This is a genomic window from uncultured Roseibium sp. (assembly GCF_947494555.1).
Lineage (GTDB): Bacteria > Pseudomonadota > Alphaproteobacteria > Rhizobiales > Stappiaceae > Roseibium.
This window is the reverse complement of the sequence record NZ_CANLVF010000001.1, coordinates 1,790,964-1,805,951: the sequence shown is the minus strand read 5'-3', so window position 1 is coordinate 1,805,951 and position 14,988 is coordinate 1,790,964. Positions and strand designations below refer to the sequence as shown.

Sequence of the window (14,988 nt, the reverse complement as noted above, 5' to 3'; positions counted from 1 at the left end):
CGGCCGGGGTTTTTTGTTGCTGGGAGCGTGACTCTAGGCGTCAAGCCAGTCTGCCAATGACGGTCGGTGCCTGCCCTTGAAGCCGGTCATCGCCGGCGACGCGATCATCGCATTGAGCACGGCCTCTTGAGTGGTCTCTGCCACTGCCTTGAACAGAACATCAATCTTGTCTTCCTGCAGCACATCGCGCGCGATGAAATCGCCATCGTTGAAATGTGGAAGTTTTTGCGCAGTGGAAAATGCCAGGGCAATGTCGCCGCTGCCGTTGCCGTAAAATGCTCCGAGCCGGCCGAGCCCGGCGGCGGCGCGCCTCGCGACCCGCTTCAACTGACGGCTTTCCAGCGGTACATCGGTTGCAATAATTATGATCACCGAGCCACGTTCTTCGCTCTGTCCGGGATCCTCAGGGCGAGGCTTGCGACCGCCCGGAAGGATAAGGTCACCCGGTTTGCCGAAATTGGCCTGGACAAGGGTTCCGAGCGTAAAGGAGCGACCACCCAGCTCGATAACGCGCGATGCGGAGCCAATACCGCCCTTGAAACCGAACGCGCTCATTCCTGTTCCGGCACCAACGCTGCCCTGCTCAAAATCGTTCGCAGCCGTATCCAACGCGGCGAAAGCGTCCGCTTCGCTCAAGACCATTGCGTTGATGTCGCTAAGATATCCGTCGTTGCACTCCATCACGACCGGATTGACAGTCCCACCGGAGCGGTCAATGTCCGGGTTGATGGAAAGTTCCCGCCTGACCAGAGCATTAATCCCGGTGCCCACAGCGAAGGTATTGGTGAGAAGAATGGGCGTTTCCAGTGTCCCGAGTTCCTCCACCTGGATCAGTCCGGCACTCTTGCCAAATCCGTTGATGACGTCGGCAGCAGCTGGCAGCTTGTCCAGAAAAAGGTTGCCCTGATGCGGCAGAACGGCTGTGAACCCGGTTCTGATGTCGCCTTCCCACACCGTCCGGTGACCAACCGTCACACCTTCAACATCCGTGATCTTGTTTCCCGGTCCAGGTTGCAAATCGCCGCAGGAAAGGCCCTTTGAACGTGCCGGGGAAAAAAGCAGTGAAGACATGAGATACCGCAAGTGAAGGTTAGGAATGCGCGGTATTGAATGCGATAATTGAAAGTTGCTCAATACGAAAAAGCCTCCCGAAGGAGGCTCTTCGTTATGCTCTGAGTTTTCGCAGGCAAACCCTGCACCTCGCTCAGATCAATAACAGACCTGGCGGTATCCAACGACGACGTACTGACGCTGATAAGGGCTCCAGCGGCGGATCGGCTGGTTGTGGCAACGAACCGGCTGGTAGTAACGCGGCTGTGCCTGGGAAGCGATAATCGCACCTGCGGCAAGTCCGATGATTGCGCCTGCAGCGACAGCACCGGCACGGTTTTTAGCATGGGCTTCGGACGGGGCAATGGTTACGGCCGCGGTCGCGACGGTGGCAACGGTTACGGCGGCAATAGCAAATTTACGAAACATAACGGTTCCTCTCAACTGATCTTCAGAAGTCTCTCTCTTGCTGATGAAACAACCTTACGCTCAGCCGCCTCACGCCGCTGTGATAGCCATCACGCAAAGTCACATTCGCGGGAATGAGCCAAAAAAGCCGTTAAAAGAGCCGCAATCACAACAAAACCCGAAAACCAAGATTGGGCGATACTTGCCGTATCCATACAGACACTGACAGGACAGAACGTCCAGCCGGTCCTGGATGAAGGAACCTTTCAGTCAGATGCAGACTGCCAGGCCCTGCTCGATGAATCCGTTCTGCGCACGCTTTCGGAAAACCAGCGCATTTCTTGGGAACAAGGCGAACTCAATTATCAATGCATGAGGTTCCTGGTGCGGGTCCGACACCCGATTGAGGCAGTGCCCGGGGATGGTCTGACTGAAACGATCGCTGCCGTCTCACAACAGGAACCATGTTGCAGCGTTGGCAAAGGGTCGGGTCAGAACAGACCCGATTTTCGTCTGTCTGCAATTTACAACGCGCCAGCCACGCGCTAGAGCACGTCCGAAGAACAGCCAGCCGGCGAACACAACAGACAGGCACGGACACCACAATGCGTGAGTTCAAATCGGACTTCCTGAACGTTCTCTCGGAACGGGGTTTCATTCATCAGATTTCCGATCCCCAGGGGCTCGACGAATTGTGTTCGAAAGAATGTGTTACCGCGTATATCGGCTTTGACTGCACGGCGCCCAGTCTTCACGCGGGCTCCCTCGTGCCGATAATGATGCTTCACTGGTTTCAGCAAACAGGTCATCGCCCGATCGCGCTCATGGGCGGTGGAACGACCCGGGTCGGCGACCCGTCCGGCAAGGACGAAAGCCGAAAGATCCTCACAGAGGAAATTATCGAGGAAAACAAGGCCGGCATTCGCAAGGTTTTTGAAAAACTCCTGCATTTCGGCGACGGGCCGACCGACGCCGTCATGCTGGACAATGCCGACTGGTTGCTGAAACTAAACTACGTGGATTTTCTGCGTGAGATCGGACGTCATTTTTCCGTCAATCAGATGATCCAGAGGGACTCTGTTCGCTTGCGCCTGGAACGCGAGCAGCATTTGTCCTTCCTGGAATTCAACTACATGCTTTTGCAGGGTTACGATTTTCTTGAGCTCTACCGCCGGACCGGCTGCCGGCTGCAAATGGGAGGGTCGGACCAATGGGGTAACATTCTATCAGGCACCGACCTTGTACGCCGGCTCACTGAAACGGAAGCCTTCGCGCTGACCTCTCCGCTTCTGACCACGGCTTCAGGTGCCAAAATGGGCAAGACAGCAGCCGGCGCTGTATGGCTGAACGAAGAACAATTGTCCGCCTATGACTATTGGCAATACTGGCGCAACACTGAGGATGCGGATATCGAACGCTTCCTGAAGCTGTTTACAGTCCTGCCGATGGACGAGATTTCCCGTCTTGCCACTCTTGAAGGATCTGAAATCAACGAAGCCAAAAAGGTACTGGCCACTGAAGCAACCACGCTCATACACGGGCGCCAGAAGGCGGAAGCTGCTGCGGAAACAGCGCGGAAAGCGTTCGAAGAGGGCCAATCGGCAGAAGGCTTGCCAACCATCGAGATACCCAAAGCCGAACTGGAAGAAGGCCTCGGGGTCTTGAGTGCGTTCGTCACTGCAGGCCTTTGCGCCTCGAACGGTGATGTCCGCCGTAACATCAAGGGCGGAGCGGTCAAGATCAACGACAAGAACGAGAGCAACGACCGGCGCCAGCTTTCGTCCGCAGACATCACCGGCGACGGGATAATCAAACTGTCGCTTGGCAAGAAAAAGCACGTGCTTTTAAAGCCGGTCTGATCCCGGTCCGATCTGGGCAAGAATGACCGGTCCCAAGACCGGTCGTTCAGTTCGCCTGGAATTCAAACATCTTCCTGAAAATACCCGGCGCAATCGCGGAAATCGGATTGACGGTCAGGACCGGATCCGACACGGAACCGGTCAGGCGGTAGGTTACTCCGATCAAGCCTTCTCCCGAGTTGCCTCCCAAAGCAAATCCCAGGATCGGTATCTTCGCGAAGAAATTGTTGAGAGCGTAGATAGGAACGAAAGTTCCGCTCAAACTCAACGTCTGTTCCGTCAGGTTGACCGTGCCGCTCACTGTCCCACCCAGCACATTTCCCTGAAGAGCGCCACGGATGATGGTCATTACATCGCCTTCGCGCGTGAAATTGATATCCATCGTTTCGAAATTTGCAGTCCCGTCTGACGTGCGTTTGGTCGAAATAGGATTGTCGGGGTCAAGGTTGTTGCGCTCGCGCTCCCTTATGCTTTTGATGGCGGGATCTTCGGTAATGCGGAGTGATCGAACCTTAAAGTCACCAGCCCAGCTGTCTTCGTCAGCCATCGCAACGCTGAGAATGCCCCGGCCACCTTCCATGCGTTCGTAAAAGTCCAGAAACTTCAAGGTCGCACCGGTATCGGCAAACCGTCCTGTAGCGATCTGGCTGGCACCCTGTTCACTGACCTTGAATTCAAAATCGGACTGCCCGTTGATTTTTCCGTTGATATCGGCGGTGCGCAGACCCTTGCGGCCAGTCTCAATCTTTCCCGTAAAATTCAGCAGTGTCTGCTTGTTGAAGCCCGTGACCCGGTCGATGGAAGCCGCAATTCGCGCGCCTTCAGAAAAATCACCCGCGCCCTGGCTGCCACCTGGGCTTGTCAGGCTTTGGATCAGGCCGCGACCGTCGAATGCCGCCCCTGAAAAAATGATGTCGTAGCGTCCGTCCGCTGTCCGTTTGATGTCGACATCTGCATCATCTCCGGGCCGCAGTCTGAAAGTATCGAACGACGCATCGATCAGCTCGCCAGCATTTGAAAGGCGCATTGAACCCGAAACTGTCGCCCCCTCCAGGGACAAATTGAAATCACGAACCAGCTGAACGTCTTCTGTCTCCGTGAGTTTGAAGGTCGCTTTTGCCGGAACACCCTTTGCCTTCCGCCATCCAAGTGCATGAAGGACGATTTCACTTTTCTGCAGATTGACCGAGAATTTCTGACCGTCGCTTACACCGGTCACACTCAAAACGAGGTCACCGTCCAGAAATGCCGTGAGATCTATACCCTTTTCCTTCAGCTGCTTGGCAGTTACAGAGACAACAACATCCTGCTTGCCAGCAACACCTGACTCGCCAAGTGGCACAATCAGATCAATATCTGCGGCCAAACCATCCAGTCTTCCGTTGCCGGTAATCGCAACCTGGTCAGGGTTTGCGTCTATCTGGACATCCGCATTTTCTATCGTCCGGCCCATGATCGGGTTGGTATCGGTGAAACTTGCGAGCTCACCGGTCGCCCGCCAGTCGATGTCCTCTACGTCGATGCCCTTGGCGAGCGGGAACCGGGCCACCACGTTGATGCTGCCGGTACCGCTTGCACCGCCTTCCTGCAGTCCTGCCCTGTCGACAATGCTCAAGGGATCACTGTTGGCAACCGATGCGAGGTTTTCGACATCGCCCTCTACTTTCGCCGATATGCTGGCCGTTTTGCCTTCGCGTTTCGGAAGATTATAAATTTCAAAAACGCTTTCCGGAACTTGCACCTGACCGCCTGCCAACGTGGCTGCCACCCCGTTGCGCGAGGTGACTGTAAGCACCTCATTGGCCACCTGCACCGTACCCTCAAGTCCACTGACCTCAGGCAATGCGCCGAAGGGCGTAACGGCACCATCCGTGAATGACATTTCCATGACCATATCATTGCCGGACCAGCCCGCATCCGGGTCACGATGATTGAATGCCGGTGGGCGAATTGCAGCAGAATAGGAAAACTGTTGCACTGTTCCGCCCTTGATATTGTCATTTACCCAACTGCGCGCCGGCGGCACGAGCGTGATGGGCCACACCTGCTTGACAGTGGCAATGGGTATGTTCTCTCCAGCCGCTGCAATCGCGACATACGGCCCTTCGCGCGTTATTTCCACCGACGCGACCAACTGTGCGATGGCTTTGCCGGACCTGGCGACGAAGCGATCGATCGAAATCAGTCTCTTTATCGGATTGAAGCGCGCACGTAACTTCACACCGTCCAGCATCTGGGGAGCTTCATTCACATCCGCAGAGCCGAATTGCGGATGATCCGCATCAAGTCCGATCAACCAGTCGCCTGCGTCCTCTTGGCCAGGACTTATCTTTCCGGAGAAATAGATGCGCGTATTCCCGCGGATAACATGGGATTTCGTAACCTCGATGGTATCCTGTCCCGCCTTGAACAGCAGCGACAGCGCGGCATCGTCGAACGCAACAATTGTTTTACCCAGCTGAAACCAGCCGTTCCGAACCCGGGCGACGGCATTGGCCGACAGAAAGTTTCCTTCGTTGTCGAGGCGGGTTTCTACCTTTGCCGATGCGGGAAGCCCGAGACCCTTGCCCTGCTTGTTCAAAGCGTCTGGTCCAAGCAGCTCTGCAAGCGTAATTCCGTTTACAACGACCCCAATGGTCTTTTCCGCTTCATCCTCTTCCGCTTCACGAACAAGTTCGAGCCGCCATGTAGAGACATCTCCCGTTATCTTCGCGTTCGCCCTAATGATCCGATCTTCAGTTCGCATTATATATGCATCGATACCTTCAAACCGGCGCGGAGTTTTTCCTTCCAGGTTTACCGATCCATTCCTGACGCGGACAAGCCTCAATCCGCGCCGCGCGAACTGATCGTCAACAACGTCGCTCGTACGGTCGATCGCTTCCATGAGCGGTCCGATTTCGGGAATTTTGGCTGGACGGGCCGCCATCTTCACCTGAATGCGGGGATTGTCCAAAATGAGTGCCGAAAAGCGCAATTTGCCTGAAAGTAAAGCGTCCCGGTCCATCGGGACCATCAGCTTGGGCAAATTGAGTGTCACCGGAGCCGGTCCGGCAATCTCAACAACTGCGTTCTCCAGCACGACTTCAATACCTTCCGGCGCGGTGAAGTCCAGACTTGCCCGTTCTATCGACAGCGTTACAGGACCTCGTGTGCCCTGAGACGCTAATATGCTGCCAAGTAATGGAACCGGGACCGGGCCAGAAGCAAAGAGTGCAATCGTGCCACCGGCGGCCAGCAGAAGAACGAGTGCGCAAGCAAGCCAAATCCGTCTGCGAAAACGTTTCCGCATCCCAGCATTTTCCACGCTCTTTCCGACGCCAGATCTACGAAACAAACTCAGTCGATTCTCCTGACTGTTGCCAGCCTTTTAGCTCGTGAAGAGCGCAAAGTTTCAATTACTTGTTCTAGCGCGCATTGAACGAGTCGCAACGCGACCTATGATAATTCGAAACCCACCTCAAAATCGACTGCTGTGTGCACGCCAGCACCCGGTAGCCGCAACAACGCACAAAATATGACAGAAGGATGACGCGATGCAGGAACTGGCAGTTGGAGACGCAGCCCCGGACTTCGATCTGGAGAGCGACGGCGGCGGGCGCGTATCTCTGAGCGACCTTAAGGGTGCACCGGTGGTTGTTTACTTCTACCCGAAAGACAACACACCGGGCTGCACCAAAGAGGCGATTGCCTTTACCGAATTGAACAACGAATTCGGCAAGCTGGGAGTTATCATCGTCGGAATTTCACCCGACTCGGCAAAGAAGCACGACAATTTCATAGCCAAACACAATCTCGCGGTACGCCTTGGCGCTGACACCGATACAAAAACCGCAGAGGCCTATGGCGTTTGGGTGGAAAAATCCATGTACGGGAAGAAGTACATGGGTGTGGAGCGGTCGACTTTTTTGGTCGACAAGAACGGTATGATTGCCCAGATCTGGCGAAAAGTGAAAGTTCCCGGACACGCAGACGCTGTTCTTGAGGCCGCAACCGCATTATAGAACCGGCAAACGAACACGATCCGGTCGGGAAAAACATGACAGACGAAGTCGCCAATGCTTCTGCCTCAACACTGGTGGCAGGGGCGAGGGCCATTGTGCGCGCGGCAAACACATCAGAAAAGGTCGAGTTGGCGTATGCCGTCTCTAAAGCCTGGTTCCGACGTGAAATATCTCTTGGTACACCGTCAAGGGACGGGCGCATGCCGGACCGACCGGGACGCCCTCAAAAACCTGAACTGAGAGCGCCACGCGATATGCCGAAGCGCAGCCTTTCGGGAAAATCGGGGCGCCTGGCTCTTATCCACTCTCTTGCACATATAGAATTGAATGCCGTCGATCTTACCTGGGACCTGATCGGTCGTTTCGCAGACGTACGGCTGCCACGCTCTTATTATGACGACTGGGTGCGTGTCGGTCTTGAAGAAGCGAAACATTTCTCGATGCTGCAGGACCGTCTGGCAAAACTGGGAGCCGCTTATGGCGATTTTCCGGCGCATGATGGCCTCTGGGAGGCCGCTCAGGACACCGGGCACGACCTGGCGGCACGCCTTGCCATCATTCCGCTGGTGCTTGAAGCGCGCGGCCTCGACATTACACCGCCCATGATCGAAAAGGCGCGCGCGATTGGCGACGTGGAGACTGCGAAGTGCCTTGAGATCATCTACCGCGACGAAAAAAATCACGTGGCGTTCGGTGCAAAATGGTTCCGATTCCTGTGCGACCGGCAGAGAATCAGACCTGAGTCGGCCTTTCATTTCTTCGTGCGGAAGCATTTTCGTGGCACTTTGAAACCGCCATTTAATGATCGCGCAAGATCGGAAGCGGGCCTAACCCCTGGATTTTACAAGCCCCTCGCCCCTCTGACGGGTTAATTTCGACACGGTTGCAGACGATTTATTAACCTTACCAAATTCTAATCAGCCTCAGTTCTTTTGCAGAATGCAGACAGTGACTGAGTGATCATGCAACAACGCCGAAAACAGATGCGGACTCACAAAACGCCAAGAATGGCGACACACCATTCTTCGTTGGACAGGAGCGCCAAATCCACCACCTACAGTGTACGGCCCATACACTTGATATGTGGCGCCCTCGCCTGCGTTGCGACGACGCTCGGCTTAAGTGGCACAGCAGGCTACTATCTCATGCGAAGCGACATGATGGCTGAAGCAACTGCCGAGCGAACGGAACTCGTTCTCGAATACCAGGATCATATCGACCGGCTGCGGACGGAAATCGAAAAGCTTACGAGCCGGCAGATGGTCGACCGGGAAACGGTCGAGATACAGGTCATGGACGTGCTTCGGCGTCAGCAGGATCTGAACCAGCGCCATGCGATTGTCGCCGACCTGGTGGCACGCGCCGAAAGCGTTGGCATCTATCTCAGCAACGACAAACCGCTTCCTCAGCAAAAACCGTCACTCGACTCACTTGGCCTGGCATCCATCAAAAGCGATGACAAATCGGCTATCGGCGGACAGAGCGAGCTGATTGAGGAGCCTGTGAAGGCCTTGGGTTTACGGGAAAGCGCAACAAGAAGCGTTGATCCGCTCACCATTTTGCAGAAAACCACGCCGGCTCCTGCGGCACCTCGCGGCGACTTAAAAAAAAACTCTGAAAAGCAGTTCGCACTGGACGCGGTAAAAGCAGACATTTCAGAGATGGACGTTGAAAGCACCGCCGCTGTGGATGCTATCACTGTTGCGACCGAAAGCCGGATCGAAGACATACTCGGTATCACTCACAAGATTGCCCCTGCTGTGAACGCGGCGCTCATGAAGGACAGCTCAATTGGTGGTCCGTTCACGCCTGTATCCGGAAAAACATTTCCCGGGCGCCTGAAACGCGCCGACAGCGCACTTAAGACCTTTCGGCGCGTCAAGTTCACGGCACTGCGCCTTCCCGTCAAACGCCCGCTGCGCAATGGGACTGTGTCGAGCCGATATGGCCCGAGGGTCGATCCTTTCCTCAGGCGCTTGGCGATGCATACCGGCATCGATTTCAAGGCTCCGTATGGCGCGCGCGTCTATTCGACAGCCCCTGGCACCGTTTTGAACGCCAAGTGGGCCGGCGGATACGGCAAGATGGTTGAGATCAAGCACGCCAATGGCTTTGTCACGCGCTACGCCCATCTGAGCCGCATGCACGTAGCTGAAGGAGATCACGTGCTTGCGGGAGACTTGATCGGCAATGTCGGCTCGACAGGTCGTTCAACCGGTGCCCATCTGCATTACGAGATCCGCCGGAACGACAAACCGCATGACCCCGGGACCTTTCTGACGGCAGGCGAAAAACTTTCGGCGCTGTCCCTATGAAAACGGGGCCATCTGGCCCCGTTAAACGTTGCTAAGTCTGAATGCGATGATTATTCGATATCATCGACTTCAACCGGATCTCCTCCAAAGACCCTTTGTGCAAGGGCAGCTTCCATGAACTTGTTCAGGTCACCATCCAGAACATCTCCCGGCGAAGTGCTCTCTACGCCGGTCCGCAGGTCTTTGACAAGCTGATATGGCTGCAACACATATGAGCGGATCTGATGACCCCATCCAATATCGGTTTTGGAGGCTGCTTCCGCATTCGCCGCTTCTTCGCGCTTTTTCAGCTCCGCTTCATAGAGACGTGCCTTCAGCATGCCCCATGCTGTTGCGCGGTTCTTGTGCTGCGACCTTTCCGACTGGCACTGGACAACAATTCCGGTCGGTTGGTGCGTGATGCGAACCGCTGAATCGGTCGTGTTGACGTGCTGCCCACCGGCTCCAGAGGCGCGGTAGGTATCAATGCGGCAATCGCTCTCATTGACGTCAATGTCTATGGAATCATCGATAACCGGGTAAACCCAGGCACTGGAGAAGCTCGTGTGACGGCGTGCGTTACTGTCGTATGGCGATATACGCACCAGCCGGTGAACGCCGGACTCCGTTTTAAGCCAGCCATAGGCGTTCTCACCCTTGATCAACAGGGTTGCAGACTTGATACCGGCTTCTTCCCCGTCGCTGTAGGCCGGAACTTCCACCTTGAAACCATGCTTTTCCGCCCATCTCCGGTACATCCGGAGCAGCATAGACGCCCAGTCTTGGCTTTCCGTGCCACCGGCACCGGAGTTGATCTCCAGATAGGCATCGTTTCCGTCCGCTTCACCAGACAAGAGCGAGTTGAGTTGCAGCTGGTTTACCTTGTCCTTCAACCCGCGCAAGGCGTCTTCCGCGTCGTTGATGACGTCCTTGTCGTCTTCCATCTCGCCGAGTTCAATCAGCTCGATATTGTCCGCCAGATCCTGCTCAAGGCCTTTGACGCCTGTAATACCGTCGTCGAGCTGCTGGCGCTCGCGCATCAGCTTCTGCGCCTTGCCGGGATCATTCCAGAGGTTCGGATCTTCCGACAGGGCGTTAAGTTCCTCTAACCTGACCAGTGCCTGGTCCCAGTCAAAGATGCCTCCTCAGCAGGCTTATGGCCTGCTTGATTTCATCGACGATGGCTTCCATTTCGGCGCGCATCGGATACCTCGCTATTTTATGTGAAGCGGCCCGGGCTTCTGTCGAAGACGCCGGGCCGTAACTTGGAGCGGGACATTAGCCGCGCATACTGGCAGTGTAAACCGTCATTGGACGAAGAGCGCCTGTTCCGGAAACCAGTAGCTCGCCCACGCTTTCAGTAGAGCCCCCCGGTGCCCTCGGTTACCGCTCGCTGTGCCTCCGTCGAGACCGCTGTCGGAACGCCCATCGTACTCTGGAAATCAATCACCGCATAACTGTCATTCGGTGCCATTCCGGGCTTAAACGCTTCGAGAATCGCCCCCGGAGCACCTGGGGACGCCCGGCCACCGGTGCTGCGGTTGATCGCGATAAGCTGCAGACCGCGCGGGACGCGGAATTCTACAGGAGGCTTGTCCGAGAGCGCTTTCTTGACGAAATCGGTGAAAATAGGAGCAGCAACCTGCCCACCTGTTGCACCGCGGCCCATCGGCTTCGGATTGTCGTAGCCGACGAAGACACCGACTGCGAGGTCTGGCGTGAAGCCCATGAACCAGGCGTCTTTTTCATCGTTGGTCGTCCCGGTCTTGCCCGCCACCGGCCGCTCCACGGCACGCACCGATGTTGCCGTACCGCGCTGGACCACGCCTTCCATCATCGATGTGATCTGGTAGGCGGTCATCGGATCGAGCACCTGTTCGCGATCGTCGATCAGCGACGGTTCCTGCTGACCTTCCCAAACGTTCTGGGTACACCCGTCGCATATACGGCTATCGTGCTTGTAGATCGTGCGCCCGTATCGGTCCTGGATACGGTCAATCAGCGTTGGGCGCACTTTGCGCCCGCCATTGGCGATCGTCGCATAAGCCGTTGTCATTCTCAGAACAGTGGTTTCACCAGCGCCGAGCGACATTGAAAGAACCGGCAACATGTTGTCGTAAATGCCGAACCGCTTGGAATACTCGGCAACGAGCGGCATGCCCATGTCCTGCGCCAGGCGAACCGTCATCACGTTTCTGGAGCGTTCGATTCCAGTGCGCAGGGTCGAGGGACCATAGAACTTGCCGCCGTAGTTTTGCGGCCGCCACGTGCCAAGGCCGGGACCCTGACTGATCTCCAGCGGAGCATCCATGATCACTGACGAGGGCGTGTAACCGTTGTCCAGTGCCGCGGCATATAGGAACGGCTTGAATGAGGAGCCTGGTTGGCGATACGCCTGTGTGGCGCGATTGAATTCGCTCTGCGCGAAGCTGAAACCTCCAACCAGCGCAAGAACGCGCCCGGTATAGGGATCCATCGCTACGAGCGCGCCAGACACCTTCGGGATCTGACGAAGTTCAAAGGTACCGGGAGCAACCTGGCTTTCCTGGACATAAACAACATCTCCGGGTGCCAGCACATCCGACACGGAACCGGGAGCACGACCGCTAACACGCGCCCATTTCATGGTGTCGATGAACAGCGGTCCGGTCTTGCGCTCCTCGGAGAGTTTTCCGCTCACCAGCACATCCGGCTGGATGCCTACCGTTGCCTGATCGCTGCCGCTGTCCAACACGACGGCCAGCGTCCATTCAGGTATATCGCTCAGGGCCTCGATTTTGGAGAGATCAATGCCCCAATCAGCGCCTAGACCGATACGGTCGATCGGACCGTTCCAGCTGCCGCGCTTCCGATCGAAATCGATCAGGCCGTCCATGAGCGACTTGCGCGCCATTTTCTGAAGGTCAGGGTCGAGTGTCGACCTGACCGAAAGTCCGCCTTCGTAAAGCCGTGTGTCGCCGAAGATCTCCGCTACCTCACGCCGGACTTCCTCGGTGAAATACTCGGCGGCAAACAGCCGGGATCCGCTTTTCCGCGGCGTAACGACAATCGGCTTGTCTTTTGCTTCTTCGCCCTCTTCCACGCTTACATAGCCATCCTCAATCATGCGATCGATGACGTAGTTCCGGCGGGCGATCGCGCGGTCGGTATATCGGAAGGGGTGGTAGTTGTTGGGCGCCTTGGGGAGCGCGGCCATGTAAGCCACTTCCTCAAGATTGAGTTCGTGTACGGATTTGTCGAAATAAATCAGAGCAGCGGCGGCAATCCCATGCGCGCCCAGACCGAAATAGATCTCGTTCACGTATAGCTCGAGTATCTCGTCTTTCGTGTAGGCCTGTTCGATACGCAGCGAAAGTATGGCTTCCTTGATCTTACGGACGATGGACAGATCATTTGTCAGGAGGAAGTTCTTTGCGACCTGCTGCGTGATCGTTGACGCGCCTTCCGGGCGCCGCCCTGATCCATAGTTTTGAACGAAACGGACAGCTGCACGGGCGATCCCTTCAGGATCAACTCCAATGTGCGAATAAAAATTCTTGTCCTCGGCGGAAATGAACGCCTGCTTCACTTTGTCAGGAATAGCCTGAATGGGAAGGAACATACGTCTCTCGGTCGCGTATTCAGCCATCAGGGCACCATCGGCGGCGTGGACACGCGTCATAACCGGCGGCTCGTAATTCTTGAGCGCCGTATAATCAGGCAGGTCCTCATCAAGGTGCTGCAGATACATCCAAACCCCTGCAGCAACCAGCAGGGCAAGAGCTGCTCCGATGCCGAACAGGTAGCCGAAAAATTTTACCAAGAATTTCATATTGCGGGCTCGTCTTTCCCCGTCATTGCTCTAAGCCACGTTTTAGCACGTAAACTTTAACTCGACACGCTGGTGCGCCGGTTATCACAAATACATGACTGTTTCCTCGTGCACCAATATGGCGATGCTGAGGCAATTACCACACAAGGCGCTCAATTTGCGTGACAAATCCAAGCATTCATTGTGAAGGCGTCGTCTGCTGACGTGCAAGTCTCGGTCTGAAAAACCCGTGAATCGCTTCGCTCATCGCGCTGGCCATGCGCTCACGCCATTCTTCGGTGATCAGCAGCTTTTCATCGTGTTCGTTGGACAAATAACCGAGCTCGACGAGGACCGACGGCACGTCGTGGGCCTTCAAAACGCGAAATCCCGCGGAACGGTGCGGATTTTTTATCAAACGGACAGCGCTTTTGAGCTCGGTAACGAGGGTCTTGGCGAAATAGCTCGAAAACGAACGTGTCTCGCGTTTGGCCAGATCGAGCAGGATATCAGTCACTTCCGTCGGCTCTTCGTCCAGTTCGACACCGGCGATGACGTCTGACATGTTTTCCACTTCGGCAAGTTCTTCCGAAAGCTGGTCAGACGCTTTGTCCGACAAAGTGTAGACTGTCGCGCCTCTAGCAAGTTTGCGGCCGCGTCGAACCGAATCCGCGTGGATCGAAATGAAAAGGTCTGCTTCCAGTTCGTGCCCTATCTCAACACGCCGGGACAACGAGACAAATGTATCGTCTTCACGCGTCAGGCGAACATCATAATGACCGGCTTCTTCGAGCTTTTCCCGCAGCAGATTGGCGAAGTCCAGAACGATTGCCTTTTCAAGCGTTCCGCCGACGCCCGTCGCACCATTGTCAATTCCGCCGTGCCCCGGATCCAGGACAATCAGAGGTTTGTCGCCACTTCCCGACGGAGGTAGCTTGTCGGTTTTCGTCTTTGTCTTCTGGGCTTCTCTCTTTGCGATGCCTCTCGATTCTTCAACGAATGAAGCGAATTCCTCCGGGGCGGAACGCACAAGGTCCAGCACCAGACGTGCTGGTTGGTCATCCACTGCCGGCAGAAAGAACGTTTTGTCGACACGAACGGGACCACTCAAATCCAGAACGATTCTCGATTTGCCCTTTGCGAACAGGCCGAACCGCCAGTTCGTGACCATTCCTCGTCCTGACGAACCCGCATCCTCAGGCAACGAAAATTCGACTTCCGGCAGATCGATGATCAACCGATAAGGCTTTGCAAGGCCGGAAATGGCCGGCGTCACCTGCGTGTTCATGTCCAGAACGAATCGAGTCCGGGTCTCATCGCCGGCCACACGCGCGCCAATGACCTTCGGGTCGGGTTTGCCGGCTCCAAACACCGGGCTCGACACGGCCAAGGCAAAAAAAGTGAAAAATAACAATGCAATCGGAAGGAATGCCCAGCCGAATGCCGGCCTAAGCAACGTTTCATCACCCGCCACCTGAGGTTTTGTCCCGATTTTGTTCACAATTTCTCCGGCCATGTTGTGCACGATCTGCTCAGTATCGCACCCCGCCCACTCCCCTCATACGATATAACCCGACGAAGGA

At 55.8% G+C, this 14,988-nt stretch carries 10 protein-coding genes; 4 read left to right on the top strand and 6 right to left on the bottom strand.

Features of this window, described 5'->3' with window-relative positions:
• Positions 1–33 precede the first annotated feature (33 nt).
• Positions 34–1,071, bottom strand: a complete 1,038-nt coding sequence (locus tag Q0915_RS08315; protein WP_299481953.1) for a P1 family peptidase — start codon at positions 1,069–1,071, stop codon at positions 34–36.
• Positions 1,072–1,209: 138 nt separating this feature from the next.
• On the bottom strand, positions 1,210–1,479 hold the full coding sequence (locus Q0915_RS08310) for a tyrosyl-tRNA synthetase (RefSeq protein ID WP_299481951.1): 270 nt from the start codon (positions 1,477–1,479) through the stop codon (positions 1,210–1,212).
• 584 nt (positions 1,480–2,063) lie between these two features.
• Here Q0915_RS08310 and tyrS point away from each other — a divergent pair.
• The gene (gene tyrS / locus Q0915_RS08305) at positions 2,064–3,317 is read left to right on the top strand and encodes a tyrosine--tRNA ligase (RefSeq protein ID WP_299481948.1); all 1,254 of its coding nucleotides are present in this window, start codon (positions 2,064–2,066) and stop codon (positions 3,315–3,317) included.
• A 46-nt stretch (positions 3,318–3,363) separates the two neighbouring features.
• Here the strand turns inward: tyrS and Q0915_RS08300 are convergent, their stop codons facing one another.
• A complete protein-coding gene (locus Q0915_RS08300) occupies positions 3,364–6,609 on the bottom strand; it encodes an AsmA-like C-terminal domain-containing protein (protein WP_299481945.1) in 3,246 nt (1,081 codons plus the stop codon).
• A 244-nt stretch (positions 6,610–6,853) separates the two neighbouring features.
• On the opposite strand from Q0915_RS08300, the gene bcp reads away from it, so the two are divergent.
• The 3 genes from bcp to Q0915_RS08285 all read left to right on the top strand — a co-directional run bounded on the left by bcp (position 6,854) and on the right by Q0915_RS08285 (position 9,636).
• Positions 6,854–7,321, top strand: a complete 468-nt coding sequence (gene bcp / locus Q0915_RS08295) for a thioredoxin-dependent thiol peroxidase (RefSeq protein WP_299481942.1) — start codon at positions 6,854–6,856, stop codon at positions 7,319–7,321.
• Between the two features lie 35 nt (positions 7,322–7,356).
• On the top strand, positions 7,357–8,193 hold the full coding sequence (locus Q0915_RS08290; RefSeq protein WP_299481939.1) for a ferritin-like domain-containing protein: 837 nt from the start codon (positions 7,357–7,359) through the stop codon (positions 8,191–8,193).
• Between the two features lie 204 nt (positions 8,194–8,397).
• The gene (locus Q0915_RS08285) at positions 8,398–9,636 is read left to right on the top strand and encodes a M23 family metallopeptidase (RefSeq protein ID WP_299481936.1); all 1,239 of its coding nucleotides are present in this window, start codon (positions 8,398–8,400) and stop codon (positions 9,634–9,636) included.
• A 50-nt stretch (positions 9,637–9,686) separates the two neighbouring features.
• Here Q0915_RS08285 and prfB read toward each other — a convergent pair.
• The 3 genes from prfB to Q0915_RS08270 form a co-directional block, all read right to left on the bottom strand.
• Positions 9,687–10,818, bottom strand: a protein-coding gene (gene prfB, locus Q0915_RS08280) for a peptide chain release factor 2 (protein WP_299481933.1) whose coding sequence is annotated in 2 segments (ribosomal slippage) — positions 9,687–10,748 and positions 10,750–10,818 — 1,131 coding nt in all. Because the reading frame shifts where the segments join, the coding sequence is not laid out codon by codon here.
• 154 nt (positions 10,819–10,972) lie between these two features.
• Positions 10,973–13,417: a penicillin-binding protein 1A gene (locus Q0915_RS08275; protein WP_299482163.1), complete on the bottom strand. Its 2,445-nt coding sequence runs from the start codon at positions 13,415–13,417 to the stop codon at positions 10,973–10,975.
• A gap of 187 nt (positions 13,418–13,604) precedes the next feature.
• On the bottom strand, positions 13,605–14,906 hold the full coding sequence (locus tag Q0915_RS08270; protein WP_299481930.1) for an N-acetylmuramoyl-L-alanine amidase: 1,302 nt from the start codon (positions 14,904–14,906) through the stop codon (positions 13,605–13,607).
• Positions 14,907–14,988 lie beyond the last annotated feature (82 nt).

Bases quoted from the DNA above. Each gene is read 5' to 3' on its own strand.
- Q0915_RS08315 (WP_299481953.1), bottom strand. From the start codon at position 1,071: ATGTCTTCACTGCTTTTTTCCCCGGCACGTTCAAAGGGCCTTTCCTGC.
- Q0915_RS08310 (WP_299481951.1), bottom strand. From the start codon at position 1,479: ATGTTTCGTAAATTTGCTATTGCCGCCGTAACCGTTGCCACCGTCGCG.
- tyrS (WP_299481948.1), top strand. From the start codon at position 2,064: ATGCGTGAGTTCAAATCGGACTTCCTGAACGTTCTCTCGGAACGGGGT.
- Q0915_RS08300 (WP_299481945.1), bottom strand. From the start codon at position 6,609: ATGCGGAAACGTTTTCGCAGACGGATTTGGCTTGCTTGCGCACTCGTT.
- bcp (WP_299481942.1), top strand. From the start codon at position 6,854: ATGCAGGAACTGGCAGTTGGAGACGCAGCCCCGGACTTCGATCTGGAG.
- Q0915_RS08290 (WP_299481939.1), top strand. From the start codon at position 7,357: ATGACAGACGAAGTCGCCAATGCTTCTGCCTCAACACTGGTGGCAGGG.